Origin of the sequence: Nocardia sp. NBC_01329, assembly GCF_035956715.1 — a bacterium.
In the GTDB taxonomy this organism is placed as follows: domain Bacteria; phylum Actinomycetota; class Actinomycetes; order Mycobacteriales; family Mycobacteriaceae; genus Nocardia.
The window spans coordinates 4,394,449-4,415,376 of the sequence record NZ_CP108381.1; the positions used below are offsets into that span (position 1 = coordinate 4,394,449).

At 66.1% G+C, this 20,928-nt stretch carries 13 protein-coding genes; 4 read left to right on the forward strand and 9 right to left on the reverse strand.

What is annotated here, in order from left to right; translation table 11 throughout:
• Nucleotides 1-52: 52 nt before the first annotated feature.
• Nucleotides 53-2,470, forward strand: coding sequence for a phosphoketolase family protein (locus tag OG405_RS19905; RefSeq protein ID WP_327152420.1), 2,418 nt, complete (start codon nucleotides 53-55; stop codon nucleotides 2,468-2,470).
• Nucleotides 2,471-2,838: 368 nt separating this feature from the next.
• Nucleotides 2,839-3,153 (forward strand): hypothetical protein, encoded by a 315-nt coding sequence (locus OG405_RS19910; RefSeq protein WP_327147981.1) that lies wholly within the window; start codon nucleotides 2,839-2,841, stop codon nucleotides 3,151-3,153.
• Nucleotides 3,154-3,193: 40 nt separating this feature from the next.
• Here the strand turns inward: OG405_RS19910 and OG405_RS19915 are convergent, their stop codons facing one another.
• The 4 genes from OG405_RS19915 to OG405_RS19930 all read right to left on the reverse strand — a co-directional run bounded on the left by OG405_RS19915 (nucleotide 3,194) and on the right by OG405_RS19930 (nucleotide 7,747).
• On the reverse strand, nucleotides 3,194-5,722 hold the full coding sequence (locus OG405_RS19915) for an ATP-binding protein (RefSeq protein ID WP_327147982.1): 2,529 nt from the start codon (nucleotides 5,720-5,722) through the stop codon (nucleotides 3,194-3,196).
• A 94-nt stretch (nucleotides 5,723-5,816) separates the two neighbouring features.
• Nucleotides 5,817-6,389, reverse strand: coding sequence for a dihydrofolate reductase family protein (locus OG405_RS19920; protein ID WP_327147983.1), 573 nt, complete (start codon nucleotides 6,387-6,389; stop codon nucleotides 5,817-5,819).
• 218 nt (nucleotides 6,390-6,607) lie between these two features.
• Entirely contained in the window at nucleotides 6,608-7,363 is a 756-nt protein-coding gene (locus tag OG405_RS19925; RefSeq protein ID WP_327147984.1) for a MerR family transcriptional regulator, read from the reverse strand.
• 87 nt (nucleotides 7,364-7,450) lie between these two features.
• Nucleotides 7,451-7,747 (reverse strand): WhiB family transcriptional regulator, encoded by a 297-nt coding sequence (locus OG405_RS19930; protein ID WP_327147985.1) that lies wholly within the window; start codon nucleotides 7,745-7,747, stop codon nucleotides 7,451-7,453.
• 146 nt (nucleotides 7,748-7,893) lie between these two features.
• Here OG405_RS19930 and OG405_RS19935 point away from each other — a divergent pair, with 146 nt between their 5' ends.
• Nucleotides 7,894-8,280 (forward strand): DUF1707 SHOCT-like domain-containing protein, encoded by a 387-nt coding sequence (locus OG405_RS19935; RefSeq protein WP_327147986.1) that lies wholly within the window; start codon nucleotides 7,894-7,896, stop codon nucleotides 8,278-8,280.
• A gap of 4 nt (nucleotides 8,281-8,284) precedes the next feature.
• On the opposite strand, the gene OG405_RS19940 is transcribed toward OG405_RS19935, so the two are convergent.
• Both OG405_RS19940 and OG405_RS19945 read right to left on the reverse strand, forming a co-directional pair.
• Entirely contained in the window at nucleotides 8,285-10,900 is a 2,616-nt protein-coding gene (locus OG405_RS19940; RefSeq protein ID WP_327147987.1) for a serine/threonine-protein kinase, read from the reverse strand.
• Nucleotides 10,901-11,043: 143 nt separating this feature from the next.
• Nucleotides 11,044-12,567 carry an amino acid permease gene (locus tag OG405_RS19945; RefSeq protein WP_327147988.1) on the reverse strand — a complete coding sequence of 508 codons (1,524 nt, stop codon included), beginning with the start codon at nucleotides 12,565-12,567 and terminating at the stop codon, nucleotides 11,044-11,046.
• A 204-nt stretch (nucleotides 12,568-12,771) separates the two neighbouring features.
• On the opposite strand from OG405_RS19945, the gene OG405_RS19950 reads away from it, so the two are divergent.
• Nucleotides 12,772-13,863 carry an SPFH domain-containing protein gene (locus tag OG405_RS19950; protein WP_327147989.1) on the forward strand — a complete coding sequence of 364 codons (1,092 nt, stop codon included), beginning with the start codon at nucleotides 12,772-12,774 and terminating at the stop codon, nucleotides 13,861-13,863.
• 67 nt (nucleotides 13,864-13,930) lie between these two features.
• On the opposite strand, the gene OG405_RS19955 is transcribed toward OG405_RS19950, so the two are convergent.
• From OG405_RS19955 to OG405_RS19965, 3 genes are all read right to left on the reverse strand, one after another.
• On the reverse strand, nucleotides 13,931-18,844 hold the full coding sequence (locus OG405_RS19955; RefSeq protein ID WP_327147990.1) for an NAD-glutamate dehydrogenase: 4,914 nt from the start codon (nucleotides 18,842-18,844) through the stop codon (nucleotides 13,931-13,933).
• A gap of 144 nt (nucleotides 18,845-18,988) precedes the next feature.
• Nucleotides 18,989-19,714 (reverse strand): hypothetical protein, encoded by a 726-nt coding sequence (locus tag OG405_RS19960; RefSeq protein WP_327147991.1) that lies wholly within the window; start codon nucleotides 19,712-19,714, stop codon nucleotides 18,989-18,991.
• Nucleotides 19,715-19,726: 12 nt separating this feature from the next.
• Complete coding sequence (locus tag OG405_RS19965; RefSeq protein ID WP_327147992.1) at nucleotides 19,727-20,878, reverse strand: discoidin domain-containing protein; 1,152 nt, start codon at nucleotides 20,876-20,878, stop codon at nucleotides 19,727-19,729.
• Nucleotides 20,879-20,928 lie beyond the last annotated feature (50 nt).

A 20,928-nucleotide genomic window follows, 5' to 3' on the forward strand; every position in this document is an offset into this window, starting at 1 on the left:
TCGGCGTATGACGCAGTTGGCGAGTGCAGGTGGGGATACCGGAGCCGACAATATGGGCGGTGACGGTGCGGAATCCGTCGCACCCGAGCCCTATGTGCTGTCGACGACGGCATCGGGTCCGTTGGATCCCGACGAGCTGGAGACCCTGGACGCGTGGTGGCGGGCAGCCAACTATCTGTCGGTCGGTCAGATCTATCTGATGGGTAATCCGCTGGTGCGCGAACCGCTGGTGCGCGAGCACATCAAACCCCGCCTGCTCGGCCACTTCGGTACCGTACCGGGCCTGAATCTGGTGTGGGTGCACGCGAATCGGCAGATCACAGCACGGGACCTGAACGCGGTGTTCGTCGCCGGGCCCGGGCACGGCGGCCCCGGCCCCAACGCATGCGCGTGGCTGGAGGGCACCTACTCCGAGCTCTACAGCCACGTGCCCCGCGACGGCGAGGGTATGCGGGCGCTGTTCGCCCAGTTCTCCTTTCCCGGAGGTGTGCCCAGTCACTGCGCGCCGGAGACACCCGGGTCTTTCCACGAGGGCGGGGAGCTGGGCTATTCACTGCTGCACGCGTTCGGGGCAGCCCTGGACAATCCGGATCTGACAGTCTTCTGCGTGGTCGGCGACGGTGAGGCCGAAACCGGTCCGCTGGCGGGTAGCTGGCACAGCAACAAGTTCTTGAACCCGGCGCGTGACGGCGCGGTGCTGCCGATTCTCGCGCTCAACGAATACAAGATCGCCAACCCGACCCTGCTGGCCCGCATTCCGGAGACCGAACTCGTCTCGCTGCTGCGCGGTTACGGCTATGAACCGCTGCTCGTGGCCGGGAAAGATCCGGCCCAGGTGCATCAGGATATGGCCGGGGCGATGGACGCCTGCCTCGAACGCATCGCGCAGATCCAGCGCGCCGCCCGGGACGGCTCCGATCCGACGCGGCCGCGGTGGCCGATGATCGTGCTCCGGACGCCGAAGGGCTGGACCGGACCGCCGGTGGTGGACGGAAAGCCGGTGGAGGGCACCTTCCGCGCGCATCAGGTTCCGTTGCCCGCGGTCCGCGACGATGCCGCGCACCGTTCGGTGCTCGAGCAGTGGCTGCATTCCTATCGCCCTGAGGAACTGTTCGACGAAGCGGGCGCGCCGGTCTCGGAGTTGCGGCGGCTGGTACCGGCCGGCACGCGGCGGATGAGCGCGAACCCGGTGGCCAACGGGGGCACGCTGGTCCGCGATCTACGGTTGCCCGATTGGCGTGCGCACGCGGTGGACGTCCCCGAGCCGGGCGGGGCAGTCCACGAGGCGACCCGGGTGCTCGGCGGCTGGTTGCGCGAGGTCACCGTAGCCAATCCCGATAACTTCCTGACCTTCGCGCCCGACGAGCTGGTCAGTAACCGGCTGCAGGACATCCTCGAGGTCACCGGCCGCAACTGGCAGGAGGAGTTCGGCGTCCACGACGAGAAACTGGACCGGGCCGGGCGGGTGATAGAGGTGCTGTCCGAGCATATGTGCCAAGGCCTGCTGGAGGGGTACCTGCTGACCGGCCGCCACGGAGTCTTCACCTGTTACGAGGCCTTCGTCCACATCGTGGACGCCATGTTCAATCAGCACGCGAAATGGCTCGACGCGAGTGCCGCGGTGCCCTGGCGGCAACCGCTGGCCAGCCTGAACTACCTGCTCTCTTCGCATGTGTGGCGGCAGGACCACAACGGGTTCACCCACCAGGATCCCGGTTTCCTCGATGTGGTGCTGAACAAGAAACCGGAGATCGTGCGGGTGTACCTGCCACCGGACGCGAACACCCTGTTGTCGGTATACGACCACTGCCTGCGCTCACGACACTATGTGAACGTGGTGGTGGCCGGTAAACAACCGCAGCCGGATTGGCTGTCCGCCAACGAGGCCGCACTGCACTGTGCCCGGGGAATCGGGATATGGGACTGGGCGGGCCACCGGGACGAACCGGCCACCACACCCGACGCGGTCCTCGCCTGCGCCGGTGACGTACCGACCCTGGAAACCCTTGCCGCCGCGGCCATCCTGCGTGAACATCTGCCGTGGTTGCGGGTGCGGGTGGTGAACGTGGTCGATCTGATGCGGCTGCTGCCGGCCGGAGAACATCCGCACGGGCTCGCGGACAGCGAATTCGACACGCTGTTCACCCGCGACTCCCCGGTGATCTTCGCCTTCCACGGCTATCCGTGGCTGATCCACCGACTCACCTACCGACGCACCAATCACGCCGGGTTGCACGTGCGCGGATACAAGGAGCGGGGCACCACCACCACGCCCTTCGATATGGTCATGTTGAACGACCTCGACCGATACCACCTGGTCATGGACGTCATCGACCGGGTCCCGGCGCTGCGTCAGCAGGCGGCGGGCCTGCGCCAGGAGATGGTGGACGCGCGCCTGCGGGCCCGGACCTGGACCCGGGAGCACGGCGACGACATTCCCGAAGTGGCGAATTGGCGCTGGCCCGGTTAGTCACGCGCCGGCCCACGGCCGGTAGCGAACTGCCTTGCCGCGCCGACCGGGCTCCGTGACGATCACACAGCTCCGCGACGATCACACAGAAGACCACGCCGGAAGCCGGCGCCATTCGGACCGCTCGCCGGAGAAGGCGCGAATTATGCGGTGCGCGACCATCCGTGGCAGCTCACGCTGATCGACCGTTCGGTTGCAGCCGACCCGAGGGCTATGGCCCTTCCCTTTTCCCAATTCTGGGAAATGCATACTCGCTTATTCAAACACTCGTGTACCGTACCGTTAGACAGCGGCACATAGAACTACGGGCCCTCACATAGCGACTCACCGTAGAAGTTCTATCCGCGAGAAATGAAACGGAGCACACCATGACCATCGCTCGTAACCACGGACTCGTGAAGAGAATCGTTGCCGCCGCCGCACTCGCCGGCGCACTCGCCGTGGTCCCCGCCACCCTGGCCCCGCAGCTGGCGGCGGCCGACACCCCCGGCCACAGCCAGCGTGACGACAGCCACCCGGGCAACGGCAGCTACGGCGATACCCACGACTTTCCCAGCGACCCCAGCAACCGCAGCGAGCCGGTACACGCGATCCCGGCCGAGCGCAGCTTCACCTACGACGGTGACCAGGGCGGATACTTCGACGTCTGCGCGTACAAGCCGTACTACTACGCCTGTCGGTGATCGAGACCGCTGAGCATCACCGCCTGTCCGGCAGTCTCGGTCACCGCCGCCGGGTGCGCGGGCGGCCGCCAGCGGTAGTGCGTTCTGCGCCGACCCGTTCGGCGAGGTCGCCGGGAATATGATCGGAAATCTGCCGGCGGGAGGCGATCATCAGCTTCTGCCGGATACTGGCGACCTGCGCGTCCACCGTGCGCACCGAACTGCCCCGCCGCTCGGCGATGGCACTGTTCGGCCAGCCCGCGGCGGCCAGCACCGCGATCTCGCGTTCGGCCGGTGACAACGCATTCCAGCGCGACTCGGCTCGCCCGGCCGGTTCGAATTCACCACCGGCGGCCGAGCTGATCGGGGTCGCCGAGCGCACCGGCCAGTGATTGCGGAGATGCTGCCGGACCTCCTCGCCACCCGGGTGCAACCGGCTACCCCGCTGCTCGGCGGCGGCGAATTCCGCCGGTCCGAGGATGGTCGTGGCGGTTTCGGTGGCGTGCCGTACGCCCGCGGCCACCATCGGAACCCGCTCGATACAGATCCCCATCGTGCGGTGACAGGCCCGGAAAACACCTACCAGCCAGGCCAGTTCCGTCGCACGCGCCCGCGCGGCTGCCGCGGCGCCCAGCGCCGCGGGGTCGACGGCGAGCACATGGGAGAGCACGAGCATGCACACCGCCACCGACCACGAGGTCATCCAGGTGTCGCTGCCCGCTCCATCTCCGAAGACCACCACGCCCGCCGGTTCCAGGGCGGCGGCGGGATCGTCGGAACGGGCCAGCGCCAAGGCCCGCGCGACCCGCGCCCAGTGCGCGGCCGAGGCGGACCCCGAGGCCACCGAACGTTCCAGATGTTGCCGAGTCGTCCGCTCGGCCGCTTCCGGATCGCCGAGCATGGAGGCCGCGAGCGCCGCGAACACCAGTCCACGCTCCACCCCGACCCGATCGCCCTGTGTGGTGAACTTGCGGCCGGCCCGCTCCAGGACCGTGATCGCGCGCGGATCCAGGCGGAACAGCATCAGCTCCAGTCCCCAGATCCATTCCACCGAGGCGGGCAGACCGATATCGGTTTCCGGGGTGGCGCGCCAGGACACCGCACCGATTCCCTCCGGCATACAGCGGGCTACACAGTCGTCGAGCAGGGCCGCTGCCCGATCGGCGTCGCCCTGCCACAGGTAGTACCAGCCCAGCAGGGCGGTGGCCCGGATGTGGTAACCGGCGGCAGCTTCGCTGCGGGTCACATCGAGGGCCGCCGCGGTGAGCCGGGTCAGCGCCCGGCTCCCACCGTTGACGAACGGCACCCACACAGACAGCAGGACCGAGGCCGTCTCCAGTCCGATCAGGGCCTCACCGGGATCGGCGAGGCCGGTTTCGATACCGATCAGGATGTCGTCCCAGGACGCGCGCACCCATTCGAGCCAGGCCTGTTCCTGCGGTCCGTACCACAGTGATCGAGCCTCGACCACCCGATCCCGGTGATAGCGGCGATGCCGGCCGGCGACCCGGACCGCCTCGGTCGGGACATGACGCAGGCGGGCGCCGACGAACAGGCGCACGCTCTCCACGAGATACCAGCGCACACTCGTCTCGGTGCGGAATGTGGCGACCAGAGAGCATTCGGCCAGCCGCTCCAACAACGGCGCCACCCGCTCGGCGGGCAATGCCTCGTCGGAGCAGACCGCGGCGACCGCGGCTGCTTCGACCCCGTTGCGCTGCGGCGCCACCCCGTCGGTTTCATAGCCGGCCGCGAACACCGCCATACGTTGCAGCAGTAATTGTTCGTCGGGTTCGCACAGGTCGAAAGACCAGGCGATCACGTCGTAGACGCCGCGGTGCCGCTGCTCGGTACCCGACCGCGCATTCTGCGACCAATGCATCCGCTGGTCGGCGGCATCGCCGCTGAGTTCGGCCAGCACCATGGCCGGCGGCTGATGCCGTAGGCGCGCGGCCGCGAGCCTGATGAACAGCGGGTTGCGCTCGACCCGGCGGCAGATGCGGCGCACGATCGCCAGCTGGTCCGGATCGTCGCGGATCGGGCGACCGGTCAGTGCGGCGCGGCGGCGGAACAGCTGCAGTGATTCGAACGAGGACAGTGGCGGCACCGTGAGTATGTACTCGTCGGCCCAGCCGATGGGTTCCCGGCTCGTGGCCAGAATCGTCAGCCCGGGTGTGGTCGTGAGCAGGTCGATCACCACCCGGCCCACTGCGGCGAGTACGTGTTCACAGTTGTCCAGCACCAGAATCGCCTGTCCGGCGATCGATCCTTCGCGGGGACCCACACCGACATCCAGGGCGACCGGATCGCGGGTATCGGTCCGGACCACCGATCGCAGCACATTCTCCGCGGAATCGCCGCAGTCGCGTTCGAGTTCGGCCAGGCGCGCCCAGTACACGGGCCGACCGGGATCACAGCGGCGCAGCGACTCGGCGGCGAGGCGGGTCTTGCCGATGCCACCCGGCCCGACCAGCGTGATCAGGCGAGCCGCCCCGGACCGCAGCAGGTCATGAAGGTGCGCCAGCTCCCGTTCTCGACCGAAGAACTCGGTCACCGGCGCGGGCGGTGCCGCGCCGTTCGGGTAGCTCACCGCCATAGGAACGTAAATTAGTGCACGTCGCCACGCACCGTCCGGGGAACCCGGTCATTTCACGACCGCCCCGTATTCGGGAAGCAGATAACGCTCAGCACATCACACACGCGGTCTGGCGATAGTGCATCTGGACCACCGCGCTGTCGAAGGTCAGCACATCCATCAGGCGAAGACCGGTGGTGTCGACCGGCGACCGGAACAGGGGCACCCCGCCCCCGAGCAACAACGGGTGCACGAAAAGCCGGAGTTCATCGATCAGTTCGTGCTCCAGAAAGCTGCGCGCGGTCTCGGCACCACCGAACAGCACCATGTTCTGACCTGCATCCTTGCGGCGGTTCACCTCGTCGACCAGGTCAGGGCCGATAACCCTCGTGTTCCACGAGGGGTCGCGCAGGGTCCGCGAGACGACCAGTTTCGGCGCGACGCGCCAGAATCGGGCGAAATCGACATAGAACGGGGAGACCGGGGCGAGATCGGCGGTCGGCCAGAACGCCGCCATGATCTCGTAGGTCTTCCGTCCGTACAGCAGGAGATCGGCCCGGCGGAGTTCATCCAGGTATTCGGTACAGAGCTCCTCGTCGACCACCGGCCAGTGCACCGCCTCGTCGGGCCCCTCCGTGAACCCGTCGAGCGAGATCTGCATCCACAGTGTCACGCTTCCCATTCCATGCCTCATCTACCGCATCAGGTGCCAAGAACCAGATTCTGCACCCGGACGCGACGTTACGCATCCGTAGGCGACGGAAATTTACCTAAGTACATGGGGTCGGCCGGATATCGAGTGTCCAGCGGAAGAGCCGCCGTCGAATGTACCGTCATCCAGCGAAAAGCTCGCGGACCCCGTTCCCAGTTCGGAGAAGCCGATGAGGTGACCGCGACAGCTCAGGGCTCAGTGGGTAGCTCGGCGAGTTCGCTGTCGCTGTCGATGTAATGCGCGACGAACCGGTTCACCAGCTCCGCGGCCGCCTTTCCGGGCAGAATGCGGGCGAGCTGCAGTTGTGTAGTCAGTTCGGCCAGGTCATCGGCGTCGCGCTCGGATTCCTGATACTTCTGCCAGGCCGTGCGATGGAAGAGATCGACGAAGCGCCGGGCCATCCGATCACTGTCGGCGCGCATGCGCTCGAGCTCCCCCAGCACCTCGGCCTCGGGGACCCCGGCGGCGGCCAGCTGCTCCGAGATCCGGATGAGCTGGCGGTCAGCGGGCCGATAGGTGGCGGCATCGACCGGTTCGTAGAGACCGGCGGCCACGATGCGCGCCAGCCCGTTGGGCACCGAGGCATACCGTTCCTGCAGGTCGGTGGCTGGAATAGTATCGCTGGGCGCGGTCGAATCGTCCGGTGGAGGTTCATCGGATTCCAGACCGCCGAGCAGCGACCCGACACCGAGAATATCTCCGAGGTCGTCGCCGCGATCCCAAGCTTTGAGAAGCTCCTTGATCCCGTTGAGCTTGATCCCGCGATCGAGCAGTCTACTGATCGTGCGCACCCGATTGAGGTGATCCGGGTTGTAATAGCCGGTGCGACCCTTGACCTGCGGCGGGGGCAGCACCCCCCGTTCGTGGTAAACGCGCAGGCTGCGCACGGTCGTGCCGGCGGCCCGCGCCAGCTCATCGATCGTGTACTCCGCACCAGCAGCCATATAACAAGGAAACCACAAAGCCGCGGCGACGACCTGCGCCGGACACGATCAAATGTCCGATTCAAAGCCTCCTGGTTCCAGATCTGCTCAGTTCGTCGCGCTCGAAGTAACGGCCCGTTGGGTATGGGTGCGGCGTTCGTCCTCCGACATTCCACCCCAGACCCCGTACGGTTCGCGGACCGCCAGCGCATAGCTACGGCACCGGTCCAGCACCGGACAGGTATCGCAGATCTGTTTGGCGCGGCGCACCCGAGCGGCACGAGCCCGGCCACGCTCACCCTCCGGGTGGAAGAACACCATCGACTCCAGCCCACGGCACGAACCGTGCAGCTGCCAATCCCATGCCTCGGAGGCCGGGCGCCGGTACTGGAAAACAGTGGACATACACAACTCCTCTGCCCGCGGATATGTAGCCCAGACTAATTAGCTCCCCACACTTGGGAATGCGACCTCACGCGACTCACCCGGCTTCCCGCCAGTGGTGATCGAGAGCCTTTTTCGGATGGGCCCGACCTCCCTATGCTGCGGTTATGAACGAGCTACCCGGCGCGCGAATAACTGTCGAAGCACGCGACCGCGCGTTACGGGAGCTGGCCGATCACCTGGGTACAGGCCGCTTGACCCTGGCTCAGTTCGAAGAGCGCACGGCAGCGGTGACGGCGGCGGAGACCATGCCCGAACTGGCCGAAATGTTCACAGATCTACCGGCCGCACCACCCACGGCCACCCCGCTCGACCCCACCGACCCAGCGCTCCTCTTTGCGGCACTCGCCGGCGTAGCAGCGGTGTCGGCACTGATCCTGGCACTCGTTTTCGGCGGCTGGCTTTGGCTACTTCTCCTGATAATCGTGCTGGTCAGCGTGCCGCTGATACCTGTGGCACTGGCGCGTCGGCGCCGCGCGACCCCGCTCCGTTGAGCATTCACCACCTGGTCTGCGGTCGTACGCTGTTGGCCAAATCGACCAACCTGTATCGATGGAGCCAATCGGGGGCGGTTCGTGCCACGGCCCGGAGCCTCGACTCGAGGCCGGCGCGCAACCCCGGAACGGTCAGCGGATAGCCGAGCAACGTGGTATCCGTCGCGGCCGGACGCTTGCGGGAACGCAGCCAGTCCAGTGCCGCACCGACCACCACGACCTGCAGCTGCAGGCTGCGAGGTTCGTCGGCCAGCTCCAGCCGGGAGGCGGCATCGAGCAGGTCGACCTCGGTGATCTCGTGATGTGGGCGCGAGACCAGTAACAGACTGCCGGTCATCCGCGCGGTGCCGTGGTGGCGTGAGGTATCCGGGACCTCGTCCAGGACATGTACCGCCTGCAGCAGCGAACTCTCGACCGCCAACCGACGCGCCAAGCCGAAGGCCGCGCTGATCACACCGTGATTGGTCTGCCAGACCAGCTGGTAGAAATTCGCGGCCGCGCGATGCCATCGATCGGTGTCGTCCGGGTCTGCGGGATTCTGCAGCACCAGTTCGGCGGTGGCCGCCAACGCCAGCGCCGGGGCGATCTCGCCGGGCAACATGGTGTGCACTTCGTCGAAGTGCATATAGGCGCGCTCGTAGCTCCCATCCAACAGCGACGTCACACCGGCGAACCACTCTATGCGCCAATCGGTTACCGCACGTGGGCGCAGGGTGTCGAGCAATGCGAGCGCCAGCGTCCGATCACCCAGATCGAGATGAGCGCGGATGGCGGCGAGCGCACCCTCGACTTCGAAGGTTTCCGGGGCGTCGATCGTGCCGGCGGCAATGCGCTCCGCGGTACGCCGGAGCGCGTCGAGGGTCTGGCGCGCGTCGCCGTGCAGCACCGGATTGAGCAACTCGACACTGGGATCGTCCGCGTCTATCAAGGGAACCGGAAGAGCCGCCACCACGGAAACGGCGTCCAGCGCAGGAGGGCGGTGACCGCCGTCCACCATCCCGTCGGTCTGGCCGATGAGGGCGTCTATGCCGAAATCACCGCGCAGCGATCCGAATTCGACCGAACCCTGGGGATGCTCACGCCCTGTCTCGGCCGCCAGAACCATCCGCAGCACCCCGGCCAGTTGGCAGTACATCGCGTAGGCGGAGGGAAATCGCCGCACCGGGTCCTCGTGCGTGGCACGAACCAGTAGACGGTGCAGGGAAGGGTGTCGCTGTAACACCGGATAGTCTTCGGGCGCCGGGACGTCGGCGCAATAGTCGCCGTTGGCGTCCTTACGCAGGTCGAGAACGAGCGCGGCGAGAGTACGGCCCACCGCGTAGATATCCGAGACCACGGTGGGCCCGGTTTCGATGATCTCCGGAGCCTGGTATCCCGGCGTACCGTAGATACTTCCGTAGGATTCCATCGCCGCGACGGCCCCGAGGTCGATGAGTTTGACCTCGTCGTCGGTGACCATGATGTTGTCGGGCTTGAGGTCGTTGTACGCCAGCCCGAACGAATGCAGATAATCGAGCGCGGGCAGGATCTCCATCATGTAGGCCAGGCTCTGGGCCACCGGGAGCCGTTCCGAGCCGGCCAGGTCCAGCAGCTTTTTCAGCGACCGCCCGCCCACGTACTCCATGACGATATAGCCGTCGGCCACATCGCGATCCGAGCGGTGCTTGACGAAGTTGTAGATCTTGACCACACCCGGATGGGTGATCTCGGACAGGAACTGCCGCTCGGCCAGCGCGACCACGTGCGCCTCGAAATCCTGTGGGTTCTGCAGCCCTTTCAGTACCACCCAGCGTTCGCTCACATTGGTGTCCACCGCGAGGTAGATCCAGCCCAGCCCGCCGTGCGCGAGGCATCCCTTGACCACATACTGGTCGGCCACGACCTCTCCGGGCGTGAGGGCCGGCCGGAAGTTGTACGGCGATCCACACCCCGCGCACTCCCCCGCCACGGTGCCCGGGCCGCTCGCGCCCGAACGTCCCACGGGCACCTGGCATTTCCAGCAGAACCGCTTCGGCTCCGGAACGATGGGATCCTCGAGGACCGCTGTCGCCGGATCGACCGGGTCGACCCGGGGCAGTGCGACCAGTCCCGCACCGAGCCGCCGTGAGCTCGGGCGTGACCGCGCGTTGCGTCCCGACAGTTCCTCTTCGAATCCCGAAAAGGGATCGAGATCGTCGTCGTCATCGGCGAGCAGCAACTCGTCCAGGTCGTCGTCGGGCCCGGCGAGGCTGTTGAGACGCGCGATATCGTCGCCGGTGAGGGCGGCGACTGCCTGGTCGAAATCCGAGAAGTCCGGGGCATTCGACGCGCCGGCGGTCAGCGGTGGCATCTCCGGGGGTCCGTCGACAGTGACCGGGACGAAAACACTAGAGGGGTTTGGTAGCGCCGCGGCATCGGTAGGGCTGCGGGGGGCGGCTTCGCCCGACTCGGCGAGTAACTCCTCCGCGGCACGCGTCAGCTCCGATTCCTGCGCGGCGAGCCGATTCGCGTTTTCATTGCTGGTCGTGCGCCGCGTCGACCAGCTGTGCGCGGTGCGGCGGGGCATCTCGGCCCCCGCTATCCGCCGCTTCGACCACGGCGGTACCACAGGACGCTCGGACGAGCTGGACTGCTCCGGCATGCACGACCTCTCAAACCCCGCGGAAGAACCGAGAATCCATTGTGATCCGGCGGTGCGGGCCGCGTTGGTGAATCGTTCCCTTCCTTGGGAATGCGTGTACCCCGGGTTCGAGAACCCGGGGTACACGTGCGACTCGCGGTAGGTTACCGCTGGTCTTCCGGTTCGTCCAGAATACGCACCGTGGTGGTCGGCTCTCCGGACGCGGCTGCCGCCGGGACCGAAGGCGTCTGACGCGCCGCGGCGAGTTCGAAGACCCGCTTGCGAGCCAGGAACCAGCCGCCGAACAGTGCCGGGACTCCGATCACGAGCATCGCGATCACTGCGTACCGCTGTTCGTGCTCGCTGCTGAACAGCATCAGCAGCACCACACCGACCAGGAACACCAGGGTGGCGTAACTGGTGTACGGGGTGCCCGGGAGGCGGAACTTGGGACGGGTCACTTTGCCGTCACGGGCCCATTTCCACAGCTGGAGCTGGCACAGCACGATCGCGGTCCACGAGAAGATGGTGCCCAGCGCCGAAACGTTCAGCACGATCTCGAACGCCTGCTCGGGAACGAGCGCGTTCAGCCCCACGCCCGCCAGGGCGATGACTCCGGTGGCGAGAATGCCGACATAGGGGACACCGGTCTTCGACATGCGGCCCGCGACCTTGGGCGCGCTGCCGTTCATGGACATCGAGCGCAGGATGCGGCCGGTGGAGTAGAGGCCGGCGTTCAGGCTGGAGAATGCCGCTGTCAGCACCACCAGGTTCATGACCGAACCGGCACCGTCGATACCGATCTTCGAGAAGAAGGTGACGAACGGGCTCTCACCGGACTTGAACGCGGTGTAGGGCAGCAGCAGGCCGAGCAGGACCAGCGAGCCGACGTAGAACAGCGCGATCCGGGCGATCACCGAGTTGATGGCACGCGGCATGATCTTCTCGGGGTTCTCGGCCTCACCGGCCGCCGTCCCGATGAGTTCCACTGCGGCGTAGGCGAACACGACACCGGTGGTGACAACGATCAACGGCAGGAATCCGGTCGGGAACAAACCGCCGTTGTCGGAGATGAGGCTCGGACCGGTGGCGGCGCCGTCGATCTCGAAGCGCCCGGCCAGGAAGATAGTGCCGATGATCAGGAAGCTGACCAGTGCCACGACCTTGATCAACGCGGCCCAGAACTCCAGCTCACCGAACCACTTCACCGAGATCATATTGATCGCGACCACGATGGCCAGCGCGATCAGTGCGATGGTCCACTGTGGAATCACCTTGAAAGCGCCCCAGAAGTGGACATAGGTGGCGATCGCGGTGATATCCACGATGCCGGTCATGCACCAGTGGAAGAAGTACATCCAGCCGACCCCGAAGGCCAGCTTCTCGCCGTAGAACTCCCGGGCGTAGGAGACGAACGAGCCGGAGGACGGGCGGTGCAGTACCAGTTCGCCCAGGGCTCGCAGAATGAAGAATACGAAGATGCCGCAGACGGCGTATACGAGGAACAGACCGGGCCCGGCATCGTGCAGCCTGCTGCCTGCGCCGAGGAACAGGCCGGTACCGATGGCGCCACCGATGGCGATCATCTGCAGCTGCCGAGGGCGCAGCGACTTGTGGTAGCCCGCGTCCTCGGCGTGCAGGGAGTCCGCCGGCGCCTCCTGTCCCCGAGGCTCTTGAACAGTTGTCATTGTCTTGCCTTTCGAGTGGCGCAGATCATGTCTGCGAAGAATGTACCGCTATCTAGCGGCACGATCAATAGGTAACTTGTAGGTGCAACGTACTGGAAACCAGGAACTTTCACGTTCTCCGAGGTCGACGCCACGATTTGCACGATTGATCGAGCCGCTGAACGTCGATACGCTCGACTACGACAACCCTCGAGGAGCACCCGAATGGCCTGGTTCGAACGCGAGTTCATCGCCGTCCCGGAGACCGGCAAGAACCAACTCGTGTACAAGTGGCCGGATGTGAACATTCGGCGCTACTCACGCGCCGTCGTCAACGCCGACGAGATCGCGCTGTTCGTGAAATCCGGTCAGGTCGTCGGCGCCATGGGGCCGGGCCGCCACCGGATAGACGCCGACGAGCTACCGGTTCTCGGCGCCCTCGCCGATACGCTGTCCGGCGGCAACCTCTACCGGGCCGAGCTGTACTTCATATCCACTCGGGAGTTCGCCGGACTGAAGTTCGGCGGGCGGCTGGCGGATATCGCCGACCCGGTCAGCGAGCAGGTGGTGACACTGCGAGTGTTCGGGGAGTACGCCCTCACGATTCGCGACCCGGCCGTGCTCATCACATCCCTGACGGGCACCACCGATCTCAACGATCCTTCGAGTATCCGGTCCTGGTGCGCCGATTTGCTCGTCAAGAGCATGAAGGTCATGGTCACCCAGGGAATTTCGCAGGCGACATGGCCGGTGCTCGGCCTATCAGGCTACCTGCCGGCAATCGAGGACGCAGTCCTGCGGCACACGAACAGGACCCTGTACGAATACGGCCTGCGCATGCCACGACTGGGCAACTTCGACATCACGCTGGCTCCCGAGGACACCGACCGCCTCAAACGGCTCGCCAAAGATGTGACCTACATCCGGCTGGCCGGTGACTTCCGCCAGTACGCTGCGGGCGAACTGGCCCTGGGTGCGGGCCAGGGCCTGGCGCACGGAGGTAGCCACGAAGGCGGCTTCCTCGGTGCGACACTCGGTATCAATGCCTTGCAACAGAACACGCCGGCCCCGATCCCGCCACCGGCCACCGAGACACCGTCGACCACCCAGCAGCCTGCTGCCCTCCCACCAGCAAGCACCACGCAACCAGAATGCGCGAGCTGCCGCGCCGTCAGTCCGGCCGGAGCAGGTTTCTGCGTCAACTGCGGTATGAACCTCGGCGCCCGGGCTCCCCGCCACTGCGGGAACTGCGGTTCGGAACTCGTGGCGACCGCGCGCTACTGCGGGGCCTGCGGAACCCAGGTCGACCGGCCGTGATCCGGATACGCCGCGGGGCCGGGGCCACTCGAAGTGGCCCCGGCCCCGCGGCAGAGTATCCGTCCGGTCAAGCGGCCCCGCTCGCCCCCACCGCACCCGGGTCTGCACTACCGACCAAGCTGCGTACCTGGCGCGCCGCCACCGACAGCGTGGCCAGATCGGAGCTGTCACTGGCGAATATCTCGGCCAGCGAGGCGGCAGCCCGAGCCAGTCGAGACTTGTTCGTGGACTCCCAGTACGAGATCTTCTCGCCTATCGCGTCCTCGGGATCGCTGGTGCCGGCAACGTCCAGCGTCAGCAGGCGCAGCGATTCGTAGAGGTCATCGCGTACAGCCAATCTCGCCAGGGTCGGCCACCGTTGCCCCTGTTCGACGTCGGCGACCGCGGTCAGCAACCGCTCGATCTGATAGTGCGAGTTCAGCGCGAAATACAGTTCCGCCATCTCCGCCCGGTCACGCTCGGCGATATCGGCGATATCGAGCACATCCAGCAGCGGGAACAGATAGCTCGTCCGGAACACATCGCCGGCAATGTCTTCCGGCGCACCCCGTCGGACAACCGCGTCGGCCTGCTGCGACAAGTCGTCCTGCAGATGCTGGGGCAACCAATCCCGGATCCGGGCGGCCAGAGCGCCCACTCCGTCGCGATAGCGCGCGATATCCGCGCCGATGGCGATCGGCTGCGGACGGTTCAACAGCAGCCAGCGTGCCGCCCGGACCAGTGTCCGGCCGACCTCGAGCTCCAATTCGTCACGTACCGCTGTCGGCATCGCAGCCGTGCGGATCCGATCCCAGATAGAACGGAGGCCGAAGATATCGCAGGCAGCGGTGAACGCACGCACCGCGTCGTCGGTGGTGGCGCCGACCTCCTCACCGAGCTGGAAGGCGAAGGTGAGCCCGCCGTAGTCGACCACATCGTTGACGACCATCGTGGCGACGATCTCCCGGCGCAGCCGATGTTCACCGATCGCGGTCGCGAAGCGGTCTCGCAACGGTGTCGGGAAGTACGCGGGCAACGCCGAAGCGAAAGCGGGACTGTCGGGCAGATCACCGGCGAGCAGATCGGCTTTCAACGCCAGCTTCACATGGGCGAGGACATTCGCCAGCTCCGGAGACGTGAGACCGGCGCCGGCCGTGATCCGGCGCTGCATCTCCACATCTGTGGGCAAGGCTTCCAGCCCGCGGTCCAGCCCGCGGCGGACCTCCAGCTCGTTCAGCAGCCGACGGTGCACCGCAGCCTGCGGAACGGCCCGGGACCTGGACAGACCCATGCGGAAGTTCTGGGAGATGTTGTCGCGCAACACCAGATCCGAAACCTCGTCGGTCATCTCGGCCAGCAGGGGGTTACGCTCGCCGACCGCCAGCTCGCCGCTCGAAACCACGGCATCGAGCAGAATCTTGATGTTGACCTCGTGGTCGGAGCAGTCCACACCGGCCGAGTTGTCCAACGCGTCGGTGTTCATCCGGCCACCGTGCCGGCAGAATTCGATCCTGCCCAGCGCCGTGGCACCCAGATTGCCACCTTCACCGATCACTTTGACCCGCAAGCGGTCGGCATCCACTCGCACGGTGTCGTTGGATTTGTCGCCGACCTCGGCGTGCGTCTCACTGCTCGACTTGATGTAGGTGCCGATACCGCCATTCCACAGCAGGTCGACCGGGGCTGTCAGAATCGCCCGGATCATCTCCGGCGGAGACAATTTCGTCACCTTGGCGTCCAGCCCCAGCGATTCGCGTATCTCCGGCGTGACGGCGATCGCCTTGGCGCTCCGGTCGAAGACGCCACCGCCCTTACTGATCAGCGAGCGGTCGTAGTCCGCCCAACTGGACCGGGGCAGCTCGAACAGGCGCCGGCGCTCACGGAACGACCGCGCCGCCTCCGGGTCCGGATCGAGGAAGATGTGCCGGTGGTCGAACGCAGCGACCAGCCGGATGTGCTCGGAGAGCAACATGCCGTTCCCGAACACATCGCCGCTCATATCACCCACGCCGACGACAGTGAAATCCTGTGCCTGCGTATCGATATCCATTTCCGCGAAATGGCGCTTGACGCTCTCCCAGGCACCCTTGGCGGTGATTCCCATAGCCTTGTGGTCGTATCCCACCGAGCCGCCCGAGGCGAAGGCGTCACCGAGCCAGAACCCGTGGCTCTGCGCCACGTCGTTGGCGATATCGGAGAAGGTCGCGGTCCCCTTGTCCGCGGCGACGACCAGGTAGGAATCGTCGCCGTCGCGGCGCACCACACGATCCGGCGGTAGCACGGCCCCGGTCACCCGGTCGAGGTTGTCGGTGATGTCGAGCAGACCCGAGATGAACATGCGGTAGCAGGCCACCCCTTCGGCCTGGCGATCCCGGCGATCCATCGCATCGTCACCGGTAACGGCGGGCGGCCGTTTCATGACGAACCCGCCCTTCGCTCCCACCGGAACGATCACCGCGTTTTTCACGGCCTGAGCTTTCACCAGCCCCAGGACCTCGGTACGGAAATCGTCGAGCCGGTCCGACCACCGCAGTCCGCCGCGCGCCACCGCACCGTAACGCAGATGCACGCCTTCCATCCGTGGCGAGTAGACGAATATCTCGTATCTGGGGCGCGGCTGCGGCAGCAGGTCGAGCTGCTGCGGGTCGAATTTGAGCGAGAGGTACGGCAGCGGTGTGCCGCTGGTGTCATGACGGAAGTAGTTGGTGCGCAGGGTCGCCGAGATCAGCTCGAGCAGAGCACGCAGTATCCGGTCGGTATCCAGCCCGACCACAGCGTCGATTTCGGCGGTGAGCCGCGCGGTGATCTCCTCGGTACGCTCGGAAGCCGCGTCGGCGGCGTCCGGGTCGAAGTAGGCTTCGAACAACTCGGTGAACCTGCGGGTCATGACCGGGTTCGCCAGCAGCACCCGGGTGATACCGGCTACTCCGTAGCCGAATCGCGCCTGTTTCAGGTACTTGGCGTAGGCACGCAGCATGACGATCTGGCGCCAGTGCAGACCCGCTCGCAGCACCAGTTCGTTCAATCCGTCGGTTTCGGCAGCGCCGAACCACATGGCTTTCACCGCGTCCTGGAAACGCTGGGCGAGACCGCCGGCGAGATGTGTCTCGTCCAGGACCGTGCCGAGTTCAGCGTCGGTCACCGCATCACGCAACAGGGCCGTCGGAACCTGCAGAGTGAAATCGTAGATCCAGCGACGCCTGCCGTCCTTCAGATCCAGCCGGTAGGGCCGCTCGTCGACGGCCTCCACCCCGAGGCTGTGCAGCACGGGCAGCACGCGACTCAGGGATATACCCGCGCCGGCCACATAGAGTACGAACCGCCAGGACCCGGCGGGCGCATCCGCGGTGCGGTAGAGGACCGTATCTATTTCCCCGTCCGCGAGCCGCTCCAGCCGACGCAGTTCGGCCAGGGCGCGTTCGGGCCCGAACTCCTGCTGGTAGCTCAGGGGGAACGCGGCGGCATACGCACTCGCCGTCGCGGGCGCGACGCCGGTCGCTCCGGCCGCTGCGGATTCGAGCCGGTCCGACCAGGTACGTGTGGTGGCGAAAAGCAGGTCCTGGACCCGTTGCCGGTTCTCCTCGGAGAGGTCCGCCGCCCCCGCGCCGGCGGCGCGGTGCACGGTGAAGTACACGACAGCCAAGTCCGACTCCGTGACCCGGGCCGAGTATCCGATCCGAGCGGCGTCGAACTCGCTGCCCACGATGTCCTGCATCCGCAACCGGACTTGGCTGGAGTAGCGGTCGTTCGGCATATAGACCAGGCAGTAGACGGCGCCGCTGCGCGGATCCTGTCGCAGGAACAACCGTATCTGGCGGCGCAGTCCCAGATTCATCACCGCGGATACCTCGTCGAACAGACGCCGGGCATCCGCGGAGAACAGTTCGGCGCGCGGGAAGCTCTGCATCACTTCGAGCATCGACCGGCCGGAGAACGAGTTCAGATCGAAGCCCGCCCAGTCCATCACCTGCCGGACCCGATGCGAGATCAAGGGTATGTCCAGGATGTTCTCGTGCAGAGCGGTTACCGTGAGCATCCCGACGAAGAGGTGCTCGGTTCGCGCGCGAGGCGGCGCATCCTCGTCGGAGCCGGCGAGTTCGTATTCGGTGACGCTCACGAAGTACAGGTCCGCCGAATCCGGGACGAGGGAATCCACCGAACCGTTGGTCACCCGGACGACTTGGTGATTCGGGCCCGGCACCGGGTCACCCTGGATATCGGCGGCGGACCCGTCGCGCAGTACCCCGAGGCCGGAACCCGGAATCAAGGGTGTCGCGGTCTCCGGTACTCCGATGGGCGACGCCGCCGGGTGTTCGCCGTAACCGAGGACGGTGAAATGCCCGGCGGCGAGCCACCGGAGCAGTGCGGCGCATTCGACGACCTCGTCGTCGTTCCCCTGGTCGGCCAGGCGATCCAGCCGTTCGGCCACGGTGATCAAGGTATCGAGCATGGCTGGGCTGTCCTCGTCCACTGCGCGCAGTCCGACGAGAACCTGTGGAATTTCCCGTTCGATCCGATCGAGTATCTCGTCGGAGACGGGTGTGGCGAGTTGGACGTGGATCCAGGATTCCGGTGTCGCGGAATGTGCTTCGTCGTCGGCCCGCTCCGCCCGGCCGTCGACGTCGCGCGGCGCGATATCGCGCAGCTGCCCTTGCTCGTCGCGCACCACATCGAACACCGGGTGGACGACGCCGGTGACGGTGGCGCCCAGCTGAGTGAGCGTCGAGGTCACCGAATCGACGAGCAGCGGCATATCGTCGTTGACGATCTGTAATGCCACGCCGAGACCGTTACCGTCATCGGCGCGATAGAGCCTGGTGGAGACCTGGCCGGACGCGCGGTGCGCGGCGAGTTCCAGGTGATGATGGAGAATCAGTTCGGTTTGTTCGGCAATGGTCAGGGTGGCCGTATCCGATTTGCTCCAGCGGAAGTACGCTGCTTCGAGCTCGGTGGGATCACCCCGGAACCGCTGTTGCGAAATCCTGTGCTGTGTTGTGGTCACCGTGAATCTGGCCTTCCCGAGTCCGCTGCCGTCCCCTACCTGATCTCACACTCTAACGTACCGTTGCCTAACGGCACATTGAAAGAGAGCAAAATGGTAACGCGCGTCACCAGGCATTATCACTGATGGGAAGGCCCGGAAGGGCTAGAGAAGTCCTGATCGGGCCAGAAAGGTTTGCGCCGCTGCACGATTGACGAAAGTGCCGGTATCGAGGCGCAACCCCGATCCGGTATCGGCGAACAGCACCGCCGACGCGCCACTCACCGCGGCGAACACCTCGTCATCGGCGACCACCGTCGCACCGATCGACCGCCACTGCGCAATGAGCTGATCGAGCTGGGCCGGCGCGATCACCTGGACATACAGGGTCAACTCCCGGCCACCGGTGAGCCCGCCCTCCAGCACTGGATCACCGGCGGCCACCACGCACTGCTCGACACCCGAGGCCGAATCTCGTGGCCGGCACGCGGCCCCCTGTAGAGCATCGGGCAGGGCCTGCGCGGGCCGCACCGTCATACCGGAATCGCCCAACCCGCCGGTCGGAAACGGAAACGAACACGATCGAACCATCAGGATCACCAGAAGCAGCAGGACGACCACCAGTACCGCCGACGCGGCCCGCCACTGCCATGCGGGATGGTGGGCCCGGACACCGGACTCCACATCCGACACCAGTCGCGATCGAATCCGACCGGCGACCCCGCTCAGCTCACCGGCCGCCGACCGGCCCACCGGATTTCCCGGAGAAGGTTCGGCAGTGGCGGGCCGGGGAGCACTGCCCACCTCCGGCACGGGCGCGCCACAGTGCGAGCAGACCGGGCCGGAAAGCCCTACAGAGTGACCGCAATACTGGCAGATCACCTCGGACATGCCGCCGTCACCTCACTGTCCGGTGATCACGATGGAGGAAATGGCAACGGTGTTGACAGACGCTTCACCACTGGACTTGAGAACGGTCAGAACGATTTCGCTCGCTGTGACCGGCGGCTCGATCTTGGTCACCACGAGGGTTCGCTGATCGAGCGTCTCCTGGGTGAAGATGGTCTTGTCCGTCTCTTTGTCATCGTCGTCGAGCTGGTACGACACCCGCGTCACCGTCCGGAACTTCTCCCACTGGTCGGTGCCGTCAGTGCCCACATAATCCCAACCCGGCACGATACCGATGGAATCGACCTTGTATTCCTTGCCGAGATCGATGCGGAGAATCTGACCGTCGACCTTATAGGAGCGCGGGCACGACCACGCCTTGTCCGGCTCGCCCTTGAACGCGTCCATACCGTCGGTACTCCCGGGCGGGCAGTACGACTCGGCGTTCTTCACCTCGAGGGTGCCGCCGGTTTCTTCCACCGCGGCCGAGGTCGTGGCCGGTACGGTGGGCGCCGGAGTGACCGCGAGCGGCCGGGTCTCCTCCTTGGTATCACCACTGGTGAACACCAGCAGAACCACGATCACCAGGGCCACCACCGCGGCGACCGCCAACGCCACCTTCGGCTTGCGCAGTTGGTCGGCGACTTCTCGCGCGATCTCCTTCGGAGAGGCTCGCTCCTCAGCGGCCGGCGACGCGGACGCCTGCGTGACCTCCGACGACTCCTGCTGGTCCTGGACACCCCGGTTGATCCGGTCGGCAGCTTCCTGGGCATAGTCCGGCGCCATTCCGCCGGGATCGCGCGCTTGACCACTCAGCAGTGCGTTGATCCGGTCACTGGCGGACGGGCCGGCGGTGGAACGGCGCGGCGGCCGCGTTTCGACCGGTTCGAAGCCCAAGTCGGCCCGGTCGTCATCGAAGTCCGGTTCGGGCGCGCCGAACAGCGACTCATCGGCAGCGACACCCGGTGCACCGACGGTAGAGATACCCGGTGCACCGACGGCAGAGATACCCGGGGGCTCATCAGGAACGTCCACGAATGCCTGCCCGGACGCATCACCTACCGAGCTGTCCGCAGCGCTGTACCCGAAATACGGATCGGACAGCAGCGCGTCGAGGATCGCGCCGCGATGTCGGAGAAATAGATCTCCAGGGTCCGCCTCGGGCATGACCGGATGCTAGCTTCTCCGCATTGCCCGCGATCAGCCCGCTATTCCCG